At 70.1% G+C, this 18,639-nt stretch carries 16 protein-coding genes; 11 read left to right on the top strand and 5 right to left on the bottom strand.

Going from position 1 to position 18,639, the window contains the following annotated elements:
• The first annotated feature begins 119 nt into the window (after positions 1 to 119).
• From AB0333_RS07315 to AB0333_RS07325, 3 genes are all read left to right on the top strand, one after another.
• Positions 120 to 2,132, top strand: coding sequence for a primary-amine oxidase (locus tag AB0333_RS07315; RefSeq protein WP_366218036.1), 2,013 nt, complete (start codon positions 120 to 122; stop codon positions 2,130 to 2,132).
• Positions 2,133 to 2,247: 115 nt separating this feature from the next.
• Positions 2,248 to 2,823, top strand: coding sequence for a hypothetical protein (locus AB0333_RS07320; protein ID WP_366218037.1), 576 nt, complete (start codon positions 2,248 to 2,250; stop codon positions 2,821 to 2,823).
• A 58-nt stretch (positions 2,824 to 2,881) separates the two neighbouring features.
• A complete protein-coding gene (locus AB0333_RS07325; protein ID WP_366218038.1) occupies positions 2,882 to 4,630 on the top strand; it encodes an amidohydrolase in 1,749 nt (582 codons plus the stop codon).
• Between the two features lie 13 nt (positions 4,631 to 4,643).
• Here AB0333_RS07325 and AB0333_RS07330 read toward each other — a convergent pair whose 3' ends face one another.
• Entirely contained in the window at positions 4,644 to 6,197 is a 1,554-nt protein-coding gene (locus AB0333_RS07330) for a GMC family oxidoreductase N-terminal domain-containing protein (protein ID WP_366218039.1), read from the bottom strand.
• Between the two features lie 169 nt (positions 6,198 to 6,366).
• Here AB0333_RS07330 and purB point away from each other — a divergent pair, with 169 nt between their 5' ends.
• The 3 genes from purB (at position 6,367) to AB0333_RS07345 (ending at position 9,655) form a co-directional block, all read left to right on the top strand.
• Positions 6,367 to 7,857: an adenylosuccinate lyase gene (gene purB / locus AB0333_RS07335; protein ID WP_366218040.1), complete on the top strand. Its 1,491-nt coding sequence runs from the start codon at positions 6,367 to 6,369 to the stop codon at positions 7,855 to 7,857.
• A gap of 63 nt (positions 7,858 to 7,920) precedes the next feature.
• A complete protein-coding gene (locus AB0333_RS07340) occupies positions 7,921 to 8,574 on the top strand; it encodes a trimeric intracellular cation channel family protein (RefSeq protein ID WP_366218041.1) in 654 nt (217 codons plus the stop codon).
• 208 nt (positions 8,575 to 8,782) lie between these two features.
• Positions 8,783 to 9,655: a methylenetetrahydrofolate reductase gene (locus AB0333_RS07345; RefSeq protein WP_366218042.1), complete on the top strand. Its 873-nt coding sequence runs from the start codon at positions 8,783 to 8,785 to the stop codon at positions 9,653 to 9,655.
• Between the two features lie 80 nt (positions 9,656 to 9,735).
• On the opposite strand, the gene AB0333_RS07350 is transcribed toward AB0333_RS07345, so the two are convergent.
• Positions 9,736 to 10,326 (bottom strand): dihydrofolate reductase family protein, encoded by a 591-nt coding sequence (locus tag AB0333_RS07350; RefSeq protein WP_366218043.1) that lies wholly within the window; start codon positions 10,324 to 10,326, stop codon positions 9,736 to 9,738.
• Between the two features lie 106 nt (positions 10,327 to 10,432).
• Between AB0333_RS07350 and AB0333_RS07355 the strand changes: the two genes are divergently transcribed.
• The gene (locus AB0333_RS07355) at positions 10,433 to 10,954 is read left to right on the top strand and encodes a septum formation family protein (protein WP_366218045.1); all 522 of its coding nucleotides are present in this window, start codon (positions 10,433 to 10,435) and stop codon (positions 10,952 to 10,954) included.
• Positions 10,955 to 11,203: 249 nt separating this feature from the next.
• On the opposite strand, the gene AB0333_RS07360 is transcribed toward AB0333_RS07355, so the two are convergent.
• On the bottom strand, positions 11,204 to 12,349 hold the full coding sequence (locus AB0333_RS07360) for a hypothetical protein (RefSeq protein ID WP_366218047.1): 1,146 nt from the start codon (positions 12,347 to 12,349) through the stop codon (positions 11,204 to 11,206).
• 373 nt (positions 12,350 to 12,722) lie between these two features.
• Entirely contained in the window at positions 12,723 to 14,150 is a 1,428-nt protein-coding gene (locus AB0333_RS07365; RefSeq protein ID WP_313818079.1) for an aminomethyl transferase family protein, read from the bottom strand.
• 155 nt (positions 14,151 to 14,305) lie between these two features.
• On the opposite strand from AB0333_RS07365, the gene AB0333_RS07370 reads away from it, so the two are divergent.
• Both AB0333_RS07370 and AB0333_RS07375 read left to right on the top strand, forming a co-directional pair.
• The gene (locus tag AB0333_RS07370; protein ID WP_366218049.1) at positions 14,306 to 14,788 is read left to right on the top strand and encodes a hotdog domain-containing protein; all 483 of its coding nucleotides are present in this window, start codon (positions 14,306 to 14,308) and stop codon (positions 14,786 to 14,788) included.
• A gap of 207 nt (positions 14,789 to 14,995) precedes the next feature.
• Complete coding sequence (locus tag AB0333_RS07375) at positions 14,996 to 15,211, top strand: hypothetical protein (RefSeq protein ID WP_366218051.1); 216 nt, start codon at positions 14,996 to 14,998, stop codon at positions 15,209 to 15,211.
• Positions 15,212 to 15,234: 23 nt separating this feature from the next.
• On the opposite strand, the gene AB0333_RS07380 is transcribed toward AB0333_RS07375, so the two are convergent.
• Positions 15,235 to 16,365: a putative sulfate exporter family transporter gene (locus AB0333_RS07380; RefSeq protein ID WP_366218053.1), complete on the bottom strand. Its 1,131-nt coding sequence runs from the start codon at positions 16,363 to 16,365 to the stop codon at positions 15,235 to 15,237.
• A gap of 71 nt (positions 16,366 to 16,436) precedes the next feature.
• On the opposite strand from AB0333_RS07380, the gene AB0333_RS07385 reads away from it, so the two are divergent.
• Both AB0333_RS07385 and AB0333_RS07390 read left to right on the top strand, forming a co-directional pair.
• Positions 16,437 to 17,444 (top strand): LysR substrate-binding domain-containing protein, encoded by a 1,008-nt coding sequence (locus tag AB0333_RS07385; RefSeq protein ID WP_366218055.1) that lies wholly within the window; start codon positions 16,437 to 16,439, stop codon positions 17,442 to 17,444.
• A 158-nt stretch (positions 17,445 to 17,602) separates the two neighbouring features.
• Positions 17,603 to 18,601, top strand: coding sequence for an MDR family oxidoreductase (locus tag AB0333_RS07390; protein ID WP_366218057.1), 999 nt, complete (start codon positions 17,603 to 17,605; stop codon positions 18,599 to 18,601).
• Positions 18,602 to 18,639 lie beyond the last annotated feature (38 nt).

Genomic DNA, 18,639 nt, shown 5'->3' on the forward strand with positions numbered 1-18,639 from the left:
AGTAAACAGTGACCCAGCTCACTGTGCCTCACGGCCCTCGTCCCGCCCCTGTGACCCCGCCCGTTTGATTCCCGCCCCGTCGGCTCCGTCGACGTCCCGTCCCCCCGAAAGGACCGGCCATGACTGCCACCGATTCCAGCGCCCGACCCCCCGCCGAGACATCACCGGAACCCGCCTCGGGCGCCTTCGCCCTGCAGACGCCCGACGAGATCAGCGCGGTCCGGGACATCCTGGCTGATGGCGGGCTCTTCTCCGATGCGGTCCGGATGGCCTATCTGGGCCTGGTGGAACCCGCCCGGGGTGCCCCGGTCGATTCGCCCCTCGACCGCCGGTTCCGGGTGTTCCTGCTGGACACCGAGGGCGGCCCGTCCCGGGACGTCGTGGTGTCCACCACCCATCGGCGCATCGAGTCCGCCCTCGATCTGGACACGGCCACCACGGGCGAGCTGCCAGTCCTGGAAGAGGAATTCGAGGTGGTCGAGTCGGTCCTCGCCCAGGATCCGCAGTGGCTCGCCGCCCTGGAGAAGCGCGGCCTCCCCGTGGAAGAGGTCCGCGTGGCCCCTCTGTCCGCCGGCGTGTTCGAGTACCCGGAGGAGAGCGGTCGGCGCATCCTGCGTGGACTGGCCTTCCACCAGCAGCATGAGACCGATTCTGCCTGGGCCCATCCCATCGACGGGCTGGTCGGCTACGTGGACGTGGCCCACCGTTCCGTGGACCAGGTCATCGATCTGGGCGTGGTCCCCGTCCCCGTCGAGCACGGCAATTACACCGATCCAGAGCTGACCGGCCCGGCGCGCACCTCGCAGAGGCCGATCGAGATCACCCAGCCGGAAGGACCCTCGTTCACGGTGACGGGCGGCAACCATGTGGAGTGGGAGAAGTGGTCACTGGACGTCGGATTCGACATGCGGGAGGGCCTGGTGCTGCACAACATCGCCTTCCAGGACGGCGAGCGCCGGCGCACCGTCCTGGACCGGGCCGCCATCTCCGAGATGGTGGTGCCCTACGGCGACCCGTCGCCGGTGCGGTCCTGGCAGAACTACTTCGACACGGGCGAGTACCTGGTGGGCCAGTGGGCCAACTCCCTCGAGCTGGGCTGTGACTGCCTGGGGGACATCACCTACCTCTCCCCCTGGGTGGCCAACAACACCGGCGAGCCCCGGCAGATCAAGAACGGCATCTGCATGCACGAGGAGGACTGGTCCATCCTCTCCAAGCACACGGACCTGTGGAGCGGCGTCGCCTACACGCGCCGCAACCGCCGTCTGGTGATCTCCTTCTTCACCACCGTCGGCAACTACGACTACGGGTTCTACTGGTACCTCTACCTGGACGGCACCATCGAGTTCGAGGCCAAGGCCACCGGCGTCGTGTTCACGTCGGCACTCCCGGACGGCCCCACGGACCACGCTTCCGAGCTGGCTCCCGGCCTGGGGGCACCGTTCCACCAGCACCTGTTCAGCGCACGCCTGGACTTCGCCCTGGACGGCGGCGTGGGCCGCGTGGTGGAGGAGGACGCCGTCCGGCTGCCGGTCTCCGCACAGAACCCGCGAGGCAACGCCTTCACGCGCCAGCACACGGTCCTGGCCACCGAGCAGCAGGCCATCCGGGACGCCGACATGTCTGTGGGGCGCACCTGGCTGGTGACGAATCCCGAGTCCACCAACCGGCTGGGCCGGCCGGTGGGCTACAAGTTGCACCCCGAGGGTCAGCCGACACTGCTGGCGGCCGAAGGCTCGTCCATCCATCGACGGGCCACGTTCGCCTCGAAGGCACTCTGGGTCTCCCGGTACGCGGAGGACGAGCGATACCCCACCGGCGACTTCCCGAACCAGCATGCCGGCGACGGCGGCCTGCCGGAGTGGACCGCCCAGGACCGGCCGATCGACGGCGAGCGGATCGTGCTCTGGCACACCTTCGGACTCACCCACTTCCCGCGGCCCGAGGACTGGCCGATCATGCCCGTCGACCACGTCGGCTTCCGGCTGCGCCCCGAGGGTTTCTTCGACCGCTCGCCGGTGCTCGATGTCCCGGCACCGGCCTCCGGCCACTGCTGCATCCCGGGGGACGGCAGTGAGCCGTCCGGCGGCTCACAGGACAGCCAGGACCATGGCGGCTGCCACTCCCACTGAGTCCCGGCTCGCGGGAGTTGGGACGACGGACCGTGGCACCGCCTCGCGGCCTGGTGTCCGCACGGTCGCGGCGTCACGGACCGCCGGAGACGCCCGGTCACGCAGAACGGCCAGGGTGGCGACCTGGGTGGCCGCCGCCCTGGCCACCGGCTCGGTTCCCCTGCACGCCTGGATGCTGGTCTCTCATGCCCACGGCCCCGCCCTGACAGTGCTGATGGCAGTCATGGCGCTGTGGTGCTGGTGGTGCGGTGTCAGAGCAGTCCGGGCCATCCGGGTCCCGGGACTGCCGGCAGGGGCGCCCGGACCGGGAGGGGCGTCCCTGCGCCATCTGTGGATCATGGCCCAGGCCATGGCCCTGCTCCACGTCGCCCTGCTCACCGGGTTCCCGGGTTCAGGCGCCCACCTGCACGGTGGCGAGCCGCCCGGCGTCGTCCCCGCATCCGGTCTCGGCGCCCCGGCCGGCGTCGTCCCCGCATCCGGTCTCGGCGCCCCGGCCGGCGTCGCCCCCGGTTCCGGTCCCGCCACCCAGGCCGGCTTCGGCGGGGTGGCGGAGCCGCTGCTCTGGGTGGTGGTGCTCGAGTTGGCAGTCTGCTTCGCGTGCGCCGTGGCGCTGCGCGCGGGCCGCCTGGATGCCACCACCACGCTCTCGACGGCTACACCTCCCGCCCAGCCAGCCTGCGGCCATACCTGACCAACGACCACCCGAACCGCTCCCTCGACTCGATCCGCCGTGGCGAAAGGAACCGACCATGACCCCGACTCACTCCTCCCCCGATGACGCGCCGGGCCCGTCCTCTGCCGCGCCGGACCCAGAGCCCCGGTCAGCGTCCAGGCGGCCCCTGGTTCTGACCGGAGCGCGCATCTTCACGGCCGATCCCGACCGTCTGTGGGCGGAGGCCTTGGCCGTGGCCGACGGGCGCATCCTGGCCGTGGGCACCGTGGCTGAGGCCGAACACGCCGCGGACGCAGACGCCGAGCGCATCGAGGCCAATGGCGCACTTGTCATGCCCGGATTCTGCGATGTCCATATTCATCTCGGCCTGGGCGGACGCCAGCTGGCCTGGGAACTGCCACTGCTGCCGACCGACTCCGCCGAACAGATCCTGGCCAAGGTCCGCGAGTGGAGCACTGATCGGGGGCCGGACGAGTGGATCGCCGGCGGGATCGTGGGATCCACGATCATGGACACGCTCGCCAGCGTCGAGATGCTCGCAGCCCTGGACGAGGCCTCGGGCGGCCGCCCCGTCATGCTCCGGGACGACTCCATGCACAATCGCTGGGTGAACTCACGGGCCCTCACCCTCATGGGCGTGGAGGCGGACACCGCCGATCCACAGGACGGCACCTACGTCCGCGACCCGGACGGGCGGTTGACCGGTGTGTTGTGGGAGATGGCCTCGCAAGTGGCCGAGGCCGCCGTGGCTGACGGGATCGAGGACCTGGAGGCCTATCTGCGCCGCGCGCTCGTGGAGGGGCTGGGTGCCGCGCACTCCTTCGGCATCACGTCCATGCAGGAGGCGGCGACCATGGAACCGACCTTGCGCGCCCTGCAGCAGATGGATCACGCCGGCGAGCTCACGGCCTGGGTGGTGACCTCCATGCCGGCCCAGCCCTTCCTGGAACCGGGACCGGTGGGACCAGAGCTGTTCGAGGCGGCCGTTCAGTACCGCAGCGAGCATGTCCGCCCGGACTTCGCCAAGTACGTCCTCGACGGGGTCCCGATGACCCGCACCTCCGCCATGCTGGCGCCGTACCGCTGCGGCACGGACCAGCACTCGAGGGACGATCGGGGCCACCTGATCTGGGATGCCGAGGAGCTGCGCGCTTCCCTCGCGGACACCGTCGCCCGCGGACTGGGAGCCAAGTTGCACGCCACCGGCGATGCCGCGGTGCGGTTGGCCCTGGACGCCGTCGAGCACGTGCGGAGCCTGTATGGCGGCGCACCACGCTTCCACGTGGCGCACGCCGAGTACATCGCCCGCGAAGACCTGCCGCGCTTCGCCGCCCTGGACGTGGTCGCCGACGCCTCGCCGTACATCTGGTACCCCTCCGTGATCCAGTCCTCCATCGCCCAGCAGGTCACAGCGGAGGTGTTCGAGGACAGTTGGCCGATGCGGGACCTGGTGGACTCCGGAGCCGTGGTGGCCGCCGGATCGGACTGGCCCTGCGCCCTGCCCAGCCCGGATCCATGGGTGGGGCTCCAGACGATGGTCACGCGGCGCAGCCCCGACGGGTCCCAGCAGGGGGCGCTCAACGCCGGTCAGGCCTTGACCGTGGAGGAAGCCGTTGCGGCGTTCACCCGTGAGCCGGCACGCGCCATGGGCCTGGAGGACGTCACCGGGCGCCTGGCACCGGGGCTCTCGGCCGATTTCATCCTGGTGGACCAGGACGTCTTCGCCGTGGATCCGGAACAGATCCATCACACGCGGGTGCTGCAGACCTGGTTCGCCGGCCGACCGGTGTACACGGCCGCCGCGGCCGCCCCGGGGTCGGCCTGACCTTCGGGCGGGGTCAGAACGGGGTGACGCCGGTGATCGCCGCGGCCGCCTTCTCGCCGATGAGGACGGCCGGGGCATTGGTGTTGCCGGTCGTCACCTGCGGCATGATCGAGGCGTCGGCGACCCGGATCCCCCGCAGTCCGTGCACGCGGAACGTCTCCGGATCCACCACCGCTTCCTCCCCGGCGCCCATGGCGCACGTGCCGACCTGGTGGTGATACGTGGTCGTCGTGTTGCGGATGTACTCCACCAGCTCCTCGTCGGTGTCCCCGACGCCGGGGCCGGGGAAGAGCTCCACCGCGCCCCAGGCGGCGAGGGCCGGCCGTCGGGCGATCGACCGGCATTGGCGCACTGAGAAGAGCATGGCCTCGAGGTCGGCACGCTCGGTGTAGGCGCCGAGGTCGATCCTGACCGGATCGTCGGCGCCGGGCCCGGACAGGGTCAGGGACCCGCGGGAGTCCGGCCGCACCATGCCCGCGAGCAGGGAGAATCCCTCCTCGGGACCTTCCATGAGCTCCCCGGCCGTATTCGTGTACATCGGCACGGAGAAGAAGATCGGCTGGGTGTCCGGCGCCGGGCTGTCCTCGCTGGATTTCGCCCAGTAGTGCACCTGCGCGGCCGCCACCTCCGGTGCGGGCAGGGGTTCCTCGGTGGTGCACACCACCGGGACCAGCAGGTGATCGTGCAGGTTCTGCCCGACGCCGGGCAGGTCCAGTTCCACCTCCACGCGCACCTCGCGCAGGTGGTCTGCTGGGCCGATCCCCGAGCGCAGGAGCAGCTCGGCCGAGCCGATGGCCCCGGCGGTGAGGACGACTTCCCGCGCCGAGTAGACGGCCTTCTCACCGTCATGGCTGAGTTCGACGCCGGTCACGGCCCCGCCGTCGAGCACCAGGCGGTGCGCCCGGGCGCCGGTGATCAGGGTCAACCGAGGGTGGTCGGCGATCGGCTTGAGGTAGGCCCGCCACGTGTTGAACCGGACGTTGTCCCGGAGGTTCAGCTGCATCCAGCCCACGCCTTCCACCGAGCCCGCGTTGTAGTCCGGGTTCTCCGGCACGCCCTCCTGGACCGTGGCGTCATACATGGCTTGCTGGATCGGGTGGCGGGGGTACTCGGTGGTGACGTCGAGGGGCCCGTCGTGGCCGCGAGTCCGCGCGTCCCCGTCGCGGTAGGCCTCGATGGCCTGGAAATACGGCAGGACCTCCTCCCAGGCCCAGCCGGTGCAGCCGCCCTGGGCCCAGGCATCGAAGTCCCGCCGATCCCCGCGGACCCAGATGGTGGCGTTGAGGGCGTGAGATCCGCCCAGCACCTTGCCGCGGGGCAGATGCACCCGGCGGCCGTTAAGCTCCGCCTGCGGCTCCGTGAAGTAGTTCCAGTCCACGTCCGATCCCCAGAGGAACCCCAGCCGCGAGACGTCATCGATGTCCGGATTGAGGTCATGCTCTCCGGCCTCCACCAGCGTGACGGAGTGCCCGGCGTCGAGCAGGCGGCGGGTGAGGACGCAGCCGGCCGATCCGGCTCCGATCACCAGGAAGTCGGTGATGGCGGGGGCGGTGGTGCTCTCTGGCATGGGTGTGCTCCATTCGGCGTCGGGCGAGGTCAGGCAGCGTGATAGCCGTCACCGTAGGGGACGGCCGCCACGGTGTGATTGACGCTCCGTGCACGGCGGCTGACGATCCGCGCACGACGCCGCCCGGTACAGAACCCGGCGCACACGCCGGGGATGAAAGAATGGCCCCATGCCTGAGTCTTCCGCGCCGCAGTCGGCCTCCTCCGCCCAGCCCGCTTCAGCCCAGAGCCCGTCTGCCACGGACGCGTCCTTCGGCTTCGTCGCCGGAGGACGCAGGTCCCTGGCCGACGCCGGAATCCCGCTGGGCCCGCTGGACGGCCGCTATCGTTCCGCGGTGGACGGGCTGGTCGAGCATCTCTCCGAGGCCGCCCTGAACCGCAACCGCCTGCACGTGGAGGTGGAGTGGTTCATCCACCTGGCGCGCCACCAGGTGCTGCCCGGACTCACGCCGCTGCACGAGGCACAGGAGGCGGGCCTGCGCCGTATCGTCACCAGCTTCGACCGGGACGGCGTCGCCGAGCTGGCGGCCATCGAGAAGGAGACGGTCCACGACGTCAAGGCCGTGGAGTACTACATCAGCCGCCGGCTGCCGGACCTGAAGCTGGAACACCTCACCCCACTGGTCCACTTCGCCTGCACCTCCGAGGACATCAACAACCTGTCCTACGCCGTGGGCGTGCGCGACGCGATCCGCGAGGTCTGGCTGCCAGCCGCGCGGACCGCCGTCGGGACCCTTCGCCAGATGGCCGAGACCGCGGCCGGCACTCCGATGCTCTCCCGCACCCACGGCCAGCCGGCCACGCCGACCACGCTGGGCAAGGAGATGGCGGTGTTCGTGCACCGCCTGGACCGCCAGCTGAGGCGCATCGAGCAGCAGGAGTACCTGGGCAAGATCAACGGCGCCACCGGCACGTACGCCGCGCACCTGTCCGCTGTCCCGGAGGCCAACTGGCCAGAGGTGGCCCGCACCTTCGTGGAGCACCTCGGCCTGACCTGGAACCCGTTGACCACGCAGATCGAGTCGCACGACTGGCAGGCCGAGCTGTACGCGGACATCGCGCGCTTCAACCGCATCCTGCACGGCTTCTGCGTGGACGTGTGGAGTTACATCTCCATCGGCTACTTCGCGCAGATCCCGGTGGCCGGTGCCACGGGCTCCTCCACCATGCCGCACAAGGTCAACCCGATCCGCTTCGAGAACGCCGAGTCCAACCTCGAGCTGTCCAACGCCCTGCTGGACTCGCTCGGCGCCACACTGGTGGAGTCCCGCTGGCAGCGCGACCTCACCGACTCCACGTCCCAGCGCAACATCGGCAACGCCCTGGGCCACTCGGTGCTCGCCCTGTCCAACGTCACGAAGGGCATGGGCCAGCTCAAGGTCGCGGACGCCGTGCTGGCCGAGGACCTGGACCACAACTGGGAGGTCCTCGGCGAGGCCGTGCAGACGGTCATGCGCGCGCAGGCCATCGCCGGCGTGGAAGGAATGGACAACCCCTACGAGCGCCTCAAGGAGCTCACCCGCGGCCGCCGCGTGGACGGGGAGCGGATGCGCGAGTTCGTCCAGGGCCTGGGCCTGGAGCCCGACGCCGAGGCTCGCCTCATCGCCCTCACCCCCGCCTCCTACATCGGCCTGGCCGAGGAGTTGGCCCGCGGGATCTGACCGGGCGCCGGCACGGACCCGACCGGGTACCGAGCCGGCCCCGCCGACAGAGGAGGGACGGGCATGATCGAGGCCCCCGAGGCGCCGGCCTATCTCGAGACGCTGCTGCTGGTCCTGGACCTGTGGGGCGTGTTCTTCTTCGCCGTCTCCGGCTGCCTGCTGGCCGCCCGGCGGCAGTTCGACATCATCGGCTCGGTGTTCCTGGCCTTCCTGGCCGGGCTCGGCGGCGGTGTGGTGCGGGACCTCATCATCGACGACGGGGTCCCCAATGCCTTCGCCAACCCGCTGTACCTGATCCCGCCCGCCGTGGCCGCGGCGCTGGTGTACTTCCGGCTCATCACCCAGGGCCGCCTGCGGCGCACGCTGCTCGTCTTCGATGCGGCCGGCCTGGCCCTGTTCTGTGTCACCGGCACGCGCACCGCGCTGGCCGCGGGAATCGAGCCGGCCATGGCCATCCTGCTGGGCGTCGCCACTGGTGTGGTCGGCGGCCTGCTGCGGGATGTGGTGGCCAATGAGGTCCCCGAGATCTTCAACCGCCATGGCCTCTACGCGGTGCCGGCCCTGTTCGGCGCCGGCCTGAGTTCGCTGCTATGGACGCTGGATATCTTCAACTGGCTGACGGCCGCCCTGGTGATGGGGGCCGTGTTCGCGTTCCGGGTGATCTCGTTGCGCCGCCGGTGGGTGGCCCCCAACGCCGCTCGCAGCCCCGAGTCCTGAACCGGCGCGAGCGACGTCGGCAGGGAACCTTCGATCAACATACCTATACCTATGGGGATAGTTATATTAGGCTCGGTTCTGTCAGCGTGACCGGGACCACAGCCGAACCGGTCACGCGGCACCAAGCCAGCCCGGCCGACGTCGGGCCCGTCCTCCCGGAGCAACCGGACCACACGGGCCACGGCCCCCGAACATCCGAAGGATCCGCATGAGCTCTCCGAACCCCACCCCCACCGCCTCCGGCCGCCCCTCCGTCATCACCGACCCGTCCCTGGAGATGACCGGCAAGGACAAGGACATCGACGCGCTGCGCGAGGCCGCCCCGCTGATCCCGGCCGGCACCCGCATCAACGTGACGTTCCTGGGCAACGAGGACCTCGGCATGCGCGTCAAGGCCTCCACCGCCGCGAAGGAACTGGGGTACGTCCCGGTCCCGCACATCTCGGCCCGCCGTCTGACCTCCGAGGCCGAGCTGGTGGAATTCCTCACCGCACTGCGGGACCAGGTCGGCGCCACCCACGCCTTCGCCGTCGGTGGCGACCCCTCAGAGCCGATGGGTCCCTACGGCGCCTCGGTGGACCTGATCACCTCCGGCCTGCTCAAGGAGTACGGCTTCACGGACATCTCGATCGCCGGCTACCCGGAGGGCCACCCGGACATCTCCGACACCCAGCTCTGGGATGCCCTCGAGCGCAAGTACGCCTCCCTGCAGGAGCAGGGCCTCAACGGCACCATCCTCACCCAGTTCGGCTTCGACGTGGACCCGGTCCTGGCCTGGGTCAAGGAGGTCCGCCGCCGCGGCATCGACCTGCCGATCCGCATCGGCGTCCCCGGCCCGGCCGGCATCAAGCGCCTGCTGACCTACGCCTCCCGCTTCGGCGTGGCCACCTCCGCGGGCATCGCCAAGAAGTACGGCTTCTCCATCACCAACCTGCTCGGCACCGCCGGCCCGGACAAGATGATCCAGGACCTCGACGCCGGCCTGACCCCGGCCGAGGGCGACGTCAAGCTGCACTTCTACACCTTCGGCGGAACGAAGACGACCGCCGAGTGGATCAAGGACTACCAGGCGAAGCACTGACCCTGAATCCGTGGCGTGCGGGCCGAGATCACTCGTGATTTCGGTCCGCACAGCGGCGGCGGGGTTACCGTCCGGCAGGCTCAGGCGGGGCCGTGCAGAGTGGGGCGGTAGACGAGTTCCTGGGTGCGGCCGTCCAGGGTCCGGCTCTCGAGCAGCTCCAGGTCGAGATCACCCGCCCCGGCGAACACCGGCGCCGTCCCCGACTCGGCCGTGAGTACGGGATAGACGGTGACTTGCATCCGGTCCACGAGCCCCGCGGCCAGCAGCGCCCAGTTCAGGGACAGGCTGCCGTGGGAACGCAGCGGCACCTCGGATTCCTCCTTGAGCCGGGCGACCGCCGCCACCCCGTCCTCGGTCACGAGGGTGGCGTCCGGCCAGTCCAGCGGCTCGGTCAGGGTCGAGGAGATGACGAAGGCCGGGCAGCCGACCATGCGCGTGACCCAGGGGTCCCGGACCTCGTCCTCCGCGCCGGCTCCGGAGAGCATCCCGACGAACTCCCGGAATGTGGTGGCGCCGAAGACCATCCGCTGCTCCGGCCCAAACGAGGCAAGGCGGTGCTCCAGCAGCTCAGGTCCCTGCTTACCCCAGTAACCGCCCCAGTCCCCCGGCGGGCCGTAGGAGCCGTAGCCGTCCAGGCTGGCGAAGACATCCCACGTGTAGCTGGCGGTCATGGTGATCTCCTCGAGCGGCGGCGGTCTCGGCGGCGGTGCTGGACTCAACGGTCCGCCTGCCGAGGCCGCGGCGCAAGGGGCCGGCGGCGGCTTCTAGAGTGGTCTCATGCGCGCCGACCCTTCTTCCGCCGCCCGCCCGGCCCTGATCACGACGGCGGCCCTCGGCCTTCTCCTGAGCGTCGCCGGGTGCGGCGGTCCGGGAGGCCATGAGGAAGTAGTTGGAACCTCGACCCCCACGCCGGCGGTCACGGCGGAGCCCACGAGCATCTTCCAGCTCGCCCCCGGGCAGTGCTTCGACCGGCCCGAGGAAGACGGGCTCTACGAGGTGGCGGTGGTGCCGTGCGAGGTGGCCCACGACCTCCAGATGTACGCCCTGTTCCAGCTGGATGACCCGGCCTGGCCGGGCGATGACCGGGTCCATGAACTGGCCGATGACGGGTGCCGCGAACAGTTCACCACCTTCACGGGCTCGGGCCCGGAGGAGTCCGACCTCGGCTACACCATGTACACGCCGTCCGAGGGGTCCTGGTCCGAGGGTGACCGCCAGGTGCAGTGCGCCCTGCAGCTCAACAGCGGCGGCCGGATGATCGGCTCGCAGGTGGGTGGGGCTCGGATGGGTGGTTCGTAGGGCCGGCCTGTCGCCGATCACGCTGGCGACCCCGTCATTGGCTGGATAATTCGTCACTGGCATTGGCGACCAATTGTCCAGCCGATGACGGGCAATTGCCGATGACGGGCAATTACTGCCCCACGGCGCAGGCGGGGTGCCTGAAGACCGTGGCGGACGGCCTGCTCCCCCACGCGTGGAGGAGCCGCAGAGGCCAGGAGCTTCCTCGTTGGCCTGTGGATCACACGTACTGGATCACAGGTACCACCTTCATCCCCTGCGCGGCACGCCGGCGCGGTCCAGCTTCCACGCCAGCCTGCGGGGATGTCTCAGGTCGGACCAGTCCCAACGCACGGTGATGATGCCTTCAGCCCGGATCCTGTCCTCCCGCTCCCGTTCCTTCCGTAGGACGTCCATCGTGGATTCACCGGAGTAGCTGTCCGGTCCGCTGTACTTCTTCAGGCCATCGCACTCACCGAGAATGCGGCCCCCTTCCCACCAGAAGTCGCCTCGGGCGATCTCCTCGCCCTGGGCATCTTGCAGCACTTCCTGTTGGACCGGCGCCTCAAAGCCCAGCTCATGGAATCTCACCTTGCTCCACGACTCCGCCACGGATTCCGAGCGCTCCGAGGCGAGGGCAAGGCACGCGAGATACCGCTGTCTCGCGCCGGCCGAGGTGCACCACGATGCAGCATCCACCAGATCCTCCATGCTCCACGGCTCCTCAGCCCGCCCGGACCCAGACCGGTCCCGCCGCCCACTCATCAGGGCATCGAGCACCGACACCGCGTCACCCAAGGGCAGCAGGGGTACGGTGTCCGCCACGGCACAGACCAGCGCCTCGGCCGTGAACAGCGAGCCGTTCGGCAGCAGGGACTCGATCACGGGATCCCCCGTCTCACGGACTTCTCGCCAGGCCGACGGCCACAGGTGGCAACACTCAGCGAAGGCCGAGAAGTCCGACCTTCCACCGAGAACGGGGCGTCGCCTCCTGGCCGACCCCGGATGGATCGTACGGGTGTCGATGGCCTGGGGGACGTTGACCATCGGCAGGTCGTGAAGCACCAGGGCCGCCTGCCGGCAGAACACGGGGGTGCCGGGCCGGCTGATGGCCATGGCCGCCACCGTTGTCAGGAACCGCTGCCGGGGCCGCGCCTCGTTCCACTCGGGGAGAGCTGCGTAGACACCGGGACGGACGCGGACGGCCCGGCCCCGGCTGACGTCTCGGGAGCATTGACGAATCAGCCCGTCAGCATCGATCTCCCCACGTGCCAGCCGCACGGGCATCCCCCACAGGAGCATCCCGGAGTCGTCGAACCCGTCGGAACCGCAGTCGAGGATCCCGCCCCGCCCTCGGGGTAGGTCCAGCAGGGAGCCCGCCGGAGAGAGGACATCAACATCGGTGAGAGCCGTCATGGTCCAATCTGACCTCACTGGCCGGAGCCGTAGGTCCGTCCTGATCGTCACTGTGGACGAATCCATCGGTCGGACCACTGTGGAGGAGTGCGCCACCCCTCCCCGGCACGCGTCCTCGCCCACGGGGTCGTCACCAGCCTCGTCACCATCTGGACAGTTCGTCGATCGGTACTCTGACGAAGTGTCCAGCCAATGACGAGACAACGGCCCGGTGGTGGCCGGGAACGGCGGGCCCTGATCCGGCCAACGCCAGAGACGACGGCGGCGCCCCACCTGCGAGAGGTGGGGCGCCGCCGTCGTTCAGACGCCTTGGCGGGCCATCCCCACCGGTGGAGATGGCCCGCAAGGCGGGGGGCCGTTCAGGCCGAGAGGATCAGCCCTTGTAGCCGGTGCGCCAGCCGCCCTGGTAGGACTCACGGGCCACGGCGGAGAAAGGCACCGGGGAGACCGTGGCGGAGACCTCGGTCTGGACGTGCGGCTCGACGGTGGTCTTCCGGGTGCCGCCGTCCGGCTCGCCCCAGACGACCTTCAGCTCGGCGCCCTCGGGGACGTCCGGGTTGATGGTGGCCAGGGAGAGGGCACGCTTCTCATTGGCGGAGTAGCCGGTGAACATGGACACGCCGACCACGTTGCCGTCGGCGTCCACCACGGCGTCGTAGTTCGAGGAGCCGTAGTTGGCCAGCGGCAGGTCGAAGTACTTGAAGGGGGTGCCCTCCGTGTCGTACAGCGAGGACTGGATGCGCTTGATGTCCTCCGGATCCCAGGCGAGGGTGACCTTCTTGCGCTGGGCGGCCGGGTCGATCTTCTCGAGGGCCTCACGGCCGATGAAGTCGTGATCGAACTTCACGAAGTTGCCGTAGCCCAGCTCCCACGGGTTGAGGTAGTAGTCCTCGATGTTGTCCGAGACGAAGGAACCGGCCACGGCGTTGTTGGCCTCGTAGGAATCGGCACCCAGCCACTGGCGGTACTCGGCCATCATGCCGTCACCGGTGTAGATCGCCGGCAGTGGGGACGGGATCCAGCCGGACTCCAGGGTGTTGGACGGGTAGGCGCGGGAGCCCACGGGCAGCATGCCGAACTCGGCACCGGCGGTCACGATGGCGTCGCGGATGCGGTCGTAGTCGGCGTAGGGGCCCCAGATCTCCAGGCCCGGAGCACCGGACATGCCGTGACGCAGGGTGCGGACCTGGGTGCCGTCGATGTTCATCCAGGACATGTTGAAGAAGCCCAGCTGCTCCAGCTTCTCGCCGTGCAGCTTCTCGATGATCTCCCAGGCGCGCGGGCCCTGGATCTGGAAGCGGTAGTACTCGCGGTGCACCGGCTTGCCCATGGGGCGGGACGGGGAGCGGCGGTCCTCGACGATCTCGAGGTTCTTGTAGTCACCGCGCTGGGCCTGGAAGAGCATCCAGTTGGTGACGGGGGCGCGGCCCACGTAGACGTACTCCTCCTCTTCCTGGCGGAACAGGATGCCGTCACCGATGACGTGGCCGGCCGGGGTGGTGGGGACGTACTGCTTGGCCTTGTTCACGGGGAACTTGGCCACGGAGTTGATGGCGGTGTCCGAGATCAACTTGATGGCGTCCGGGCCGCGCAGGATCAGGTTGTCCATGTGGTGCGACTGGTCGAACAGCACGGCCGACTCACGCCAGGCGCGCTGCTCCGAGCGCCAGTTGGAGAACTCCGGGGCGACGACGGGGTAGATGTAGGCGCCGATCTGGGAGTTGCGCAGGTGGTCAACCACGTTGCCGGACGCGTCCAGCACGTCCTGCAGGGACTTGGTGTTTGCAACGGTTTCGGTCATCGAAACGGTCCTTTCTGGGGTTACTGCCGGGGCGACCGCGCGGACGGGGGTGATCCGCACCACACGAGGTTCACTCCAGACCATATACCTATGACGATAGGTATGTCGAGACCTGTCTTCCGACGCGATCAAGACGCCCGGGATACGCTCGGTCCATGAGCGAAGAACCGACCGACCGCACCGCCGCCCTGCCCACGATCGGCCTGGACGGCCCCATCGACCCGGCCACGGACGGCGTCAGCTTCCACACTCGCAAGTGGGTCAAACCCGAGGACCTCAATGCCAACGGCACCCTCTTCGGCGGCTCGCTCCTGCGCTGGATCGACGAGCAGGCCGCGATCTACGCCATCATCCAGCTCGGCAACCACCGCAGCGTGACGAAGCTGATCTCCGAGATCAACTTCGTCTCCTCCGCCGAGCAGGGCGACATGATCGAGATGGGCCTGAAGGCCACGCACTTCGGCCGCACCTCCCTGACCATGCGCGCCGAGGTCCGCAACATGATCACCCGCCAAGTCATCCTCACCATCGAGAAGATCGTCTTCGTCTCCCTCGGCCCGGACGGCAAACCTGTCCCGCATGGGTACACGGACATCACCTACCACCGGGACCGCCTCCCGCTGCAGAACCGCGGCTGATCCCACACCACACCCCCGTGCCCGACGCCGGCCCTGGCCTCCGCAGTGCTGTGGCGCGCCGCGCCGGGACTCACCGGCCGGCGTCGCCGATTGTCCACAGTTGAGCGCTCGTTTCCCGGCGGGTCCGGACCGGCTCCCCGGGCGGGGATGAACCCGTGCGCCGTGGCGCCGGGAGACCGATGATGGAAGCAGTCGAAAGGAGACGTCATGAGCGACCCGAAGGCTGGCCCCGGGACCAGCACCACCCCGTCCGCCGCCACCGCCACCGCCACCGCCGAGGCCACCAGCACCCACGCGGAGGTGGCCGACCAGCTCATGGCGGAGGCCGCGAAGGCCCAGGCCCGGCATGAGCACGATGACGCCCGCGCGGACGACTGGGGACAGGCCTCGTTCCCCGCGTCCGATCCGCCGCAGAACTACTGAGGCACCGGGGCCGACGTCGGCCGCTACAGCCCCAGCGCGGCGATCCCGCCCAGCGAGATCCCGAGGATGACCACCGTGGAGAGCAACCCGAGCAGCACCGGCCGATAGCCGACCCGCATCAGGCTCTTCAGGTGCACCCCGAGGCCCAGGGCAAACATGGCCGCCGAGAGCAGCAGAGTCTGCAGGACCTGGCCCACACCCAGGACCGGCTCGGGCAGCACGCCCGCGGTCCGCAGGAGCATGGCCGCCACGAAGCCGAGGACGAAGAGCGGCACGATCGGCGGACGCTTGACGTCCCGGCTCGTCGCTTCGGCCTTACCAGCCGTGACCGCCCGGCGCTGCTGCCGCCGGTGGTGGATCGACACCCCGGCCGCCATCGGCGCCAGCATCAGCACGCGGGCCAGCTTCACGGTCACGGCGACGGCGAGCGCGCCACCGCCCACCGCACCACCGGCGGCCACCACCTGCGCGACCTCATGGGTGGAGGCCCCGATCCAGATCCCGAGCGTCTCCCCCGGCAGGTCCAGCAGCCCCCCGAGGAACGGCACCAGCGGGATCATGATCGTGCCGAACAGCACCACCAGGGCGATGGCGGTGGCGACCTCTTCCTCCTTGGCCTTGGCCACCCCGTCCATGCCGGCCACCGCCGCCGCGCCGCAGATGGAGAATCCGGAGGCGATCAGCAGCCGCTGGGCCGGCGAGATCCCCAGCCGGGCCCCGATCCACAGTGTCCCGAAGAAGGTCACGGCCACGGACACCACCACCACGGCCAGCACCCCGACGCCCAGGTCCAGCACCGAGGCCAGGGACACCTGCAGCCCGAGCAGCACGATCCCCGTGCGCAGCAGCTTCTTGGCCGAGATCGCCACCCCCGGCGCCAGCACGGCCGGCACGGGAGCCAGGTTCCGCCACAGCGCCCCGGCCAGGATCGCCACGAGCAGGGGGCTGACGCCCGGCACCAGCTGGGCCAGCCCCCACGCGAGCCCCGCGCCGGCGAGGCAGACGGCGAGGCCGGGCAGGGCCGGCGTCGGGAACCGGCGGAAGCCGCGCCGCGTCCCTGGCAGAGCCGCGGGAGTTGAACCGCGCTCGCCGCCGGCCCCCGGGGGCGGCGTGGGTGCTGCGGAACGGGTGTGGAGGCTGTCAGGAAAGGGCACCCCTCGACGATTCCAGCCCCGACCGACGGGCAGTAGCCCCCGCCAGACCAACGCGGTCATATGATGCTGATATGTCCACCGCAGCAGAACACGGCCCTCAGCAGAGCCGCGAGCCTGGCCCGCAGCACACCCACCAGGACTCCCCCCGCGCCCCGCACATCGACTCGTGGCTGAACCTGACCATGCTGCGCCTGCTGGTCGGCGTCGCCGATCGAGGGAGCCTGAGTGCGTCGGCGCGGGCGGCCGGGATCGCCCAGTCCAATGCCTCCCGTTCCCTCCGGACGCTCGAGCGGCGGCTGGGCTACACGCTGCTGCGCCGGTCCACCCGCGGCTCGACGCTGACGCAGGAGGGCGTGCTGACCGTCGAGTGGGCGCGCGAGGTGCTGGACGGCGTCGACCGACTGTCCGCGGGGGCCGACGCCCTGGCGCACCGGGGGCAGGAGGAGCTGGCGATCGGGGCGAGCATGACCATCGCCGAGCACCTGCTGCCGGGCTGGATCGGGGGCTTCCGCACGCGGCGGCCGGGCGTGGCCACCCAGCTGCGGGTGATGAACTCCGCGCAGGTCATCGAGGCGGTGACGGCCGGGACGGTGGCCCTGGGCTTCGTGGAGACCCCCGACCTGCCGGCGGACCTGCACGCGGTCACGGTATTCACGGATCAGCTGGTCGTCGTCGCGGGACCGGGGCACCCGTGGGCCCGGCGCACCGAGCCTCTGGACCCGGCCGAGCTGGCCACCACCGCCCTGGTCGAGCGCGAGGAGGGGTCCGGGACCCGCGCCTTCCTCGACCGCCTCGTGGACGACCACCGCCCCGCCCCGCTCGTGGAACTCAACAGCAACTCGGCGATCTGCCAGGCGGTCGTGGAGGGCATCGGCCCCACCGTCCTCTCCCGCCTGGCTGTGGAGGGCTACCTTCGTTCCGGCCAGCTCACCGAGATCCCGACGCGCGGCCCGCGGCTCGATCGCCTCCTGCAGGCCGTCTGGCGGGGCCGGCTGCCCGACGGCGGCACGGCGGCCGAGTTCCTCGAGGTCGCCCTGGGTGGTGGCCACGGAGGCTGCCCCTCGCACAATTCCCGGTGATCCTGGCTACTCCCGGTCATGATCACCGGGAATAGCCAGGATCGGCGGGAAAGCTGCCCTGGGCCCATGGCGTCCGGCGGCGCTCCTCCGTACGGTGAGTGGGGAAGAGCCACCGGTATCTAACGAAGACCGAACGAAGACCGAACGAAGGAGGACGCATGCGCGCAGTGATCGTGCCAGCCCAGGGCGCCGAGGCAGAGGTCAAAGAGGTGATGGAGGACGAGCTGCTTCACGGCGTCGGCGAATCCGGCACCGTGGAGCTGGACGTGCTCTACTCCAGCTACAACTACAAAGACGGCATGGCCATCAACGGCGGCGGCCGGGGCATCCTGCAGAGCTTCCCGATCATCCCGGGCATCGACATCGTCGGCACGGTGACCCGTTCCGAAGACCCGAACTGGTCCGCCGGAGACACCGTGGTGCTCAACGGGGACGGCATCGGCGAGTCCCTGCACGGCGGCTTCGCCACCCGGGCCCGGGTCCGGCCGGACGCCCTCGTGAGACTGCCGGAGGCACTGAGCCCGGAGCGCGCCGCGGCCCTCGGCACCGCGGGCTTCACCGCGATGATCTCCGTGCTGCAGTTGGAGGACGCGGGGGTGACCACGGAGTCCGGTGACATCCTGGTGACCGGCGCCGCCGGCGGGGTCGGCTCCGTGGCGGTGTCCCTGCTGGCCGGCCGCGGCTACCGCGTGGTGGCCTCCACCGGACGCGTCGAGGAGGAAGGCGACTACCTCCGCAGCCTCGGCGCCGCCGATTTGATCGACCGCCACGAACTCTCCGACGAGCTGGGCAAGCCCCTGCAGTCCGAGCGGTGGGCCGGGGCCGTCGACGTCGCCGGCAGCACCACCCTGGCCAACATCCTCGCGCAGATGCGGTACGGCGGCACCGTCTCCGCCTGCGGCCTCGCCCAGGGGATGGACCTCCCGACCTCCGTCACCCCCTTCATCCTGCGCGGGGTCACGCTCACCGGCGCGAACTCCGTCAAGGCCCCGCGGGAGCTGCGGCAGCGGGCCTGGGATGCGCTGGCCGCGGAGCTGGACCTGAACCAGCTGGACGAGATGACCACGACGATCGGCCTGGAGGACACCATCCCCTACGCCGAGCGGATCCTGGCCGGACGCACCCGCGGGCGCACCGTCGTCGACGTCAACCGCTAGGCCGGACCGCGACGGCGGCGCGGTTCAGCAGGCCGCCC

The sequence above is a fragment of the Citricoccus sp. NPDC079358 genome, from assembly GCF_040702545.1.
Lineage (GTDB): Bacteria > Actinomycetota > Actinomycetes > Actinomycetales > Micrococcaceae > Citricoccus.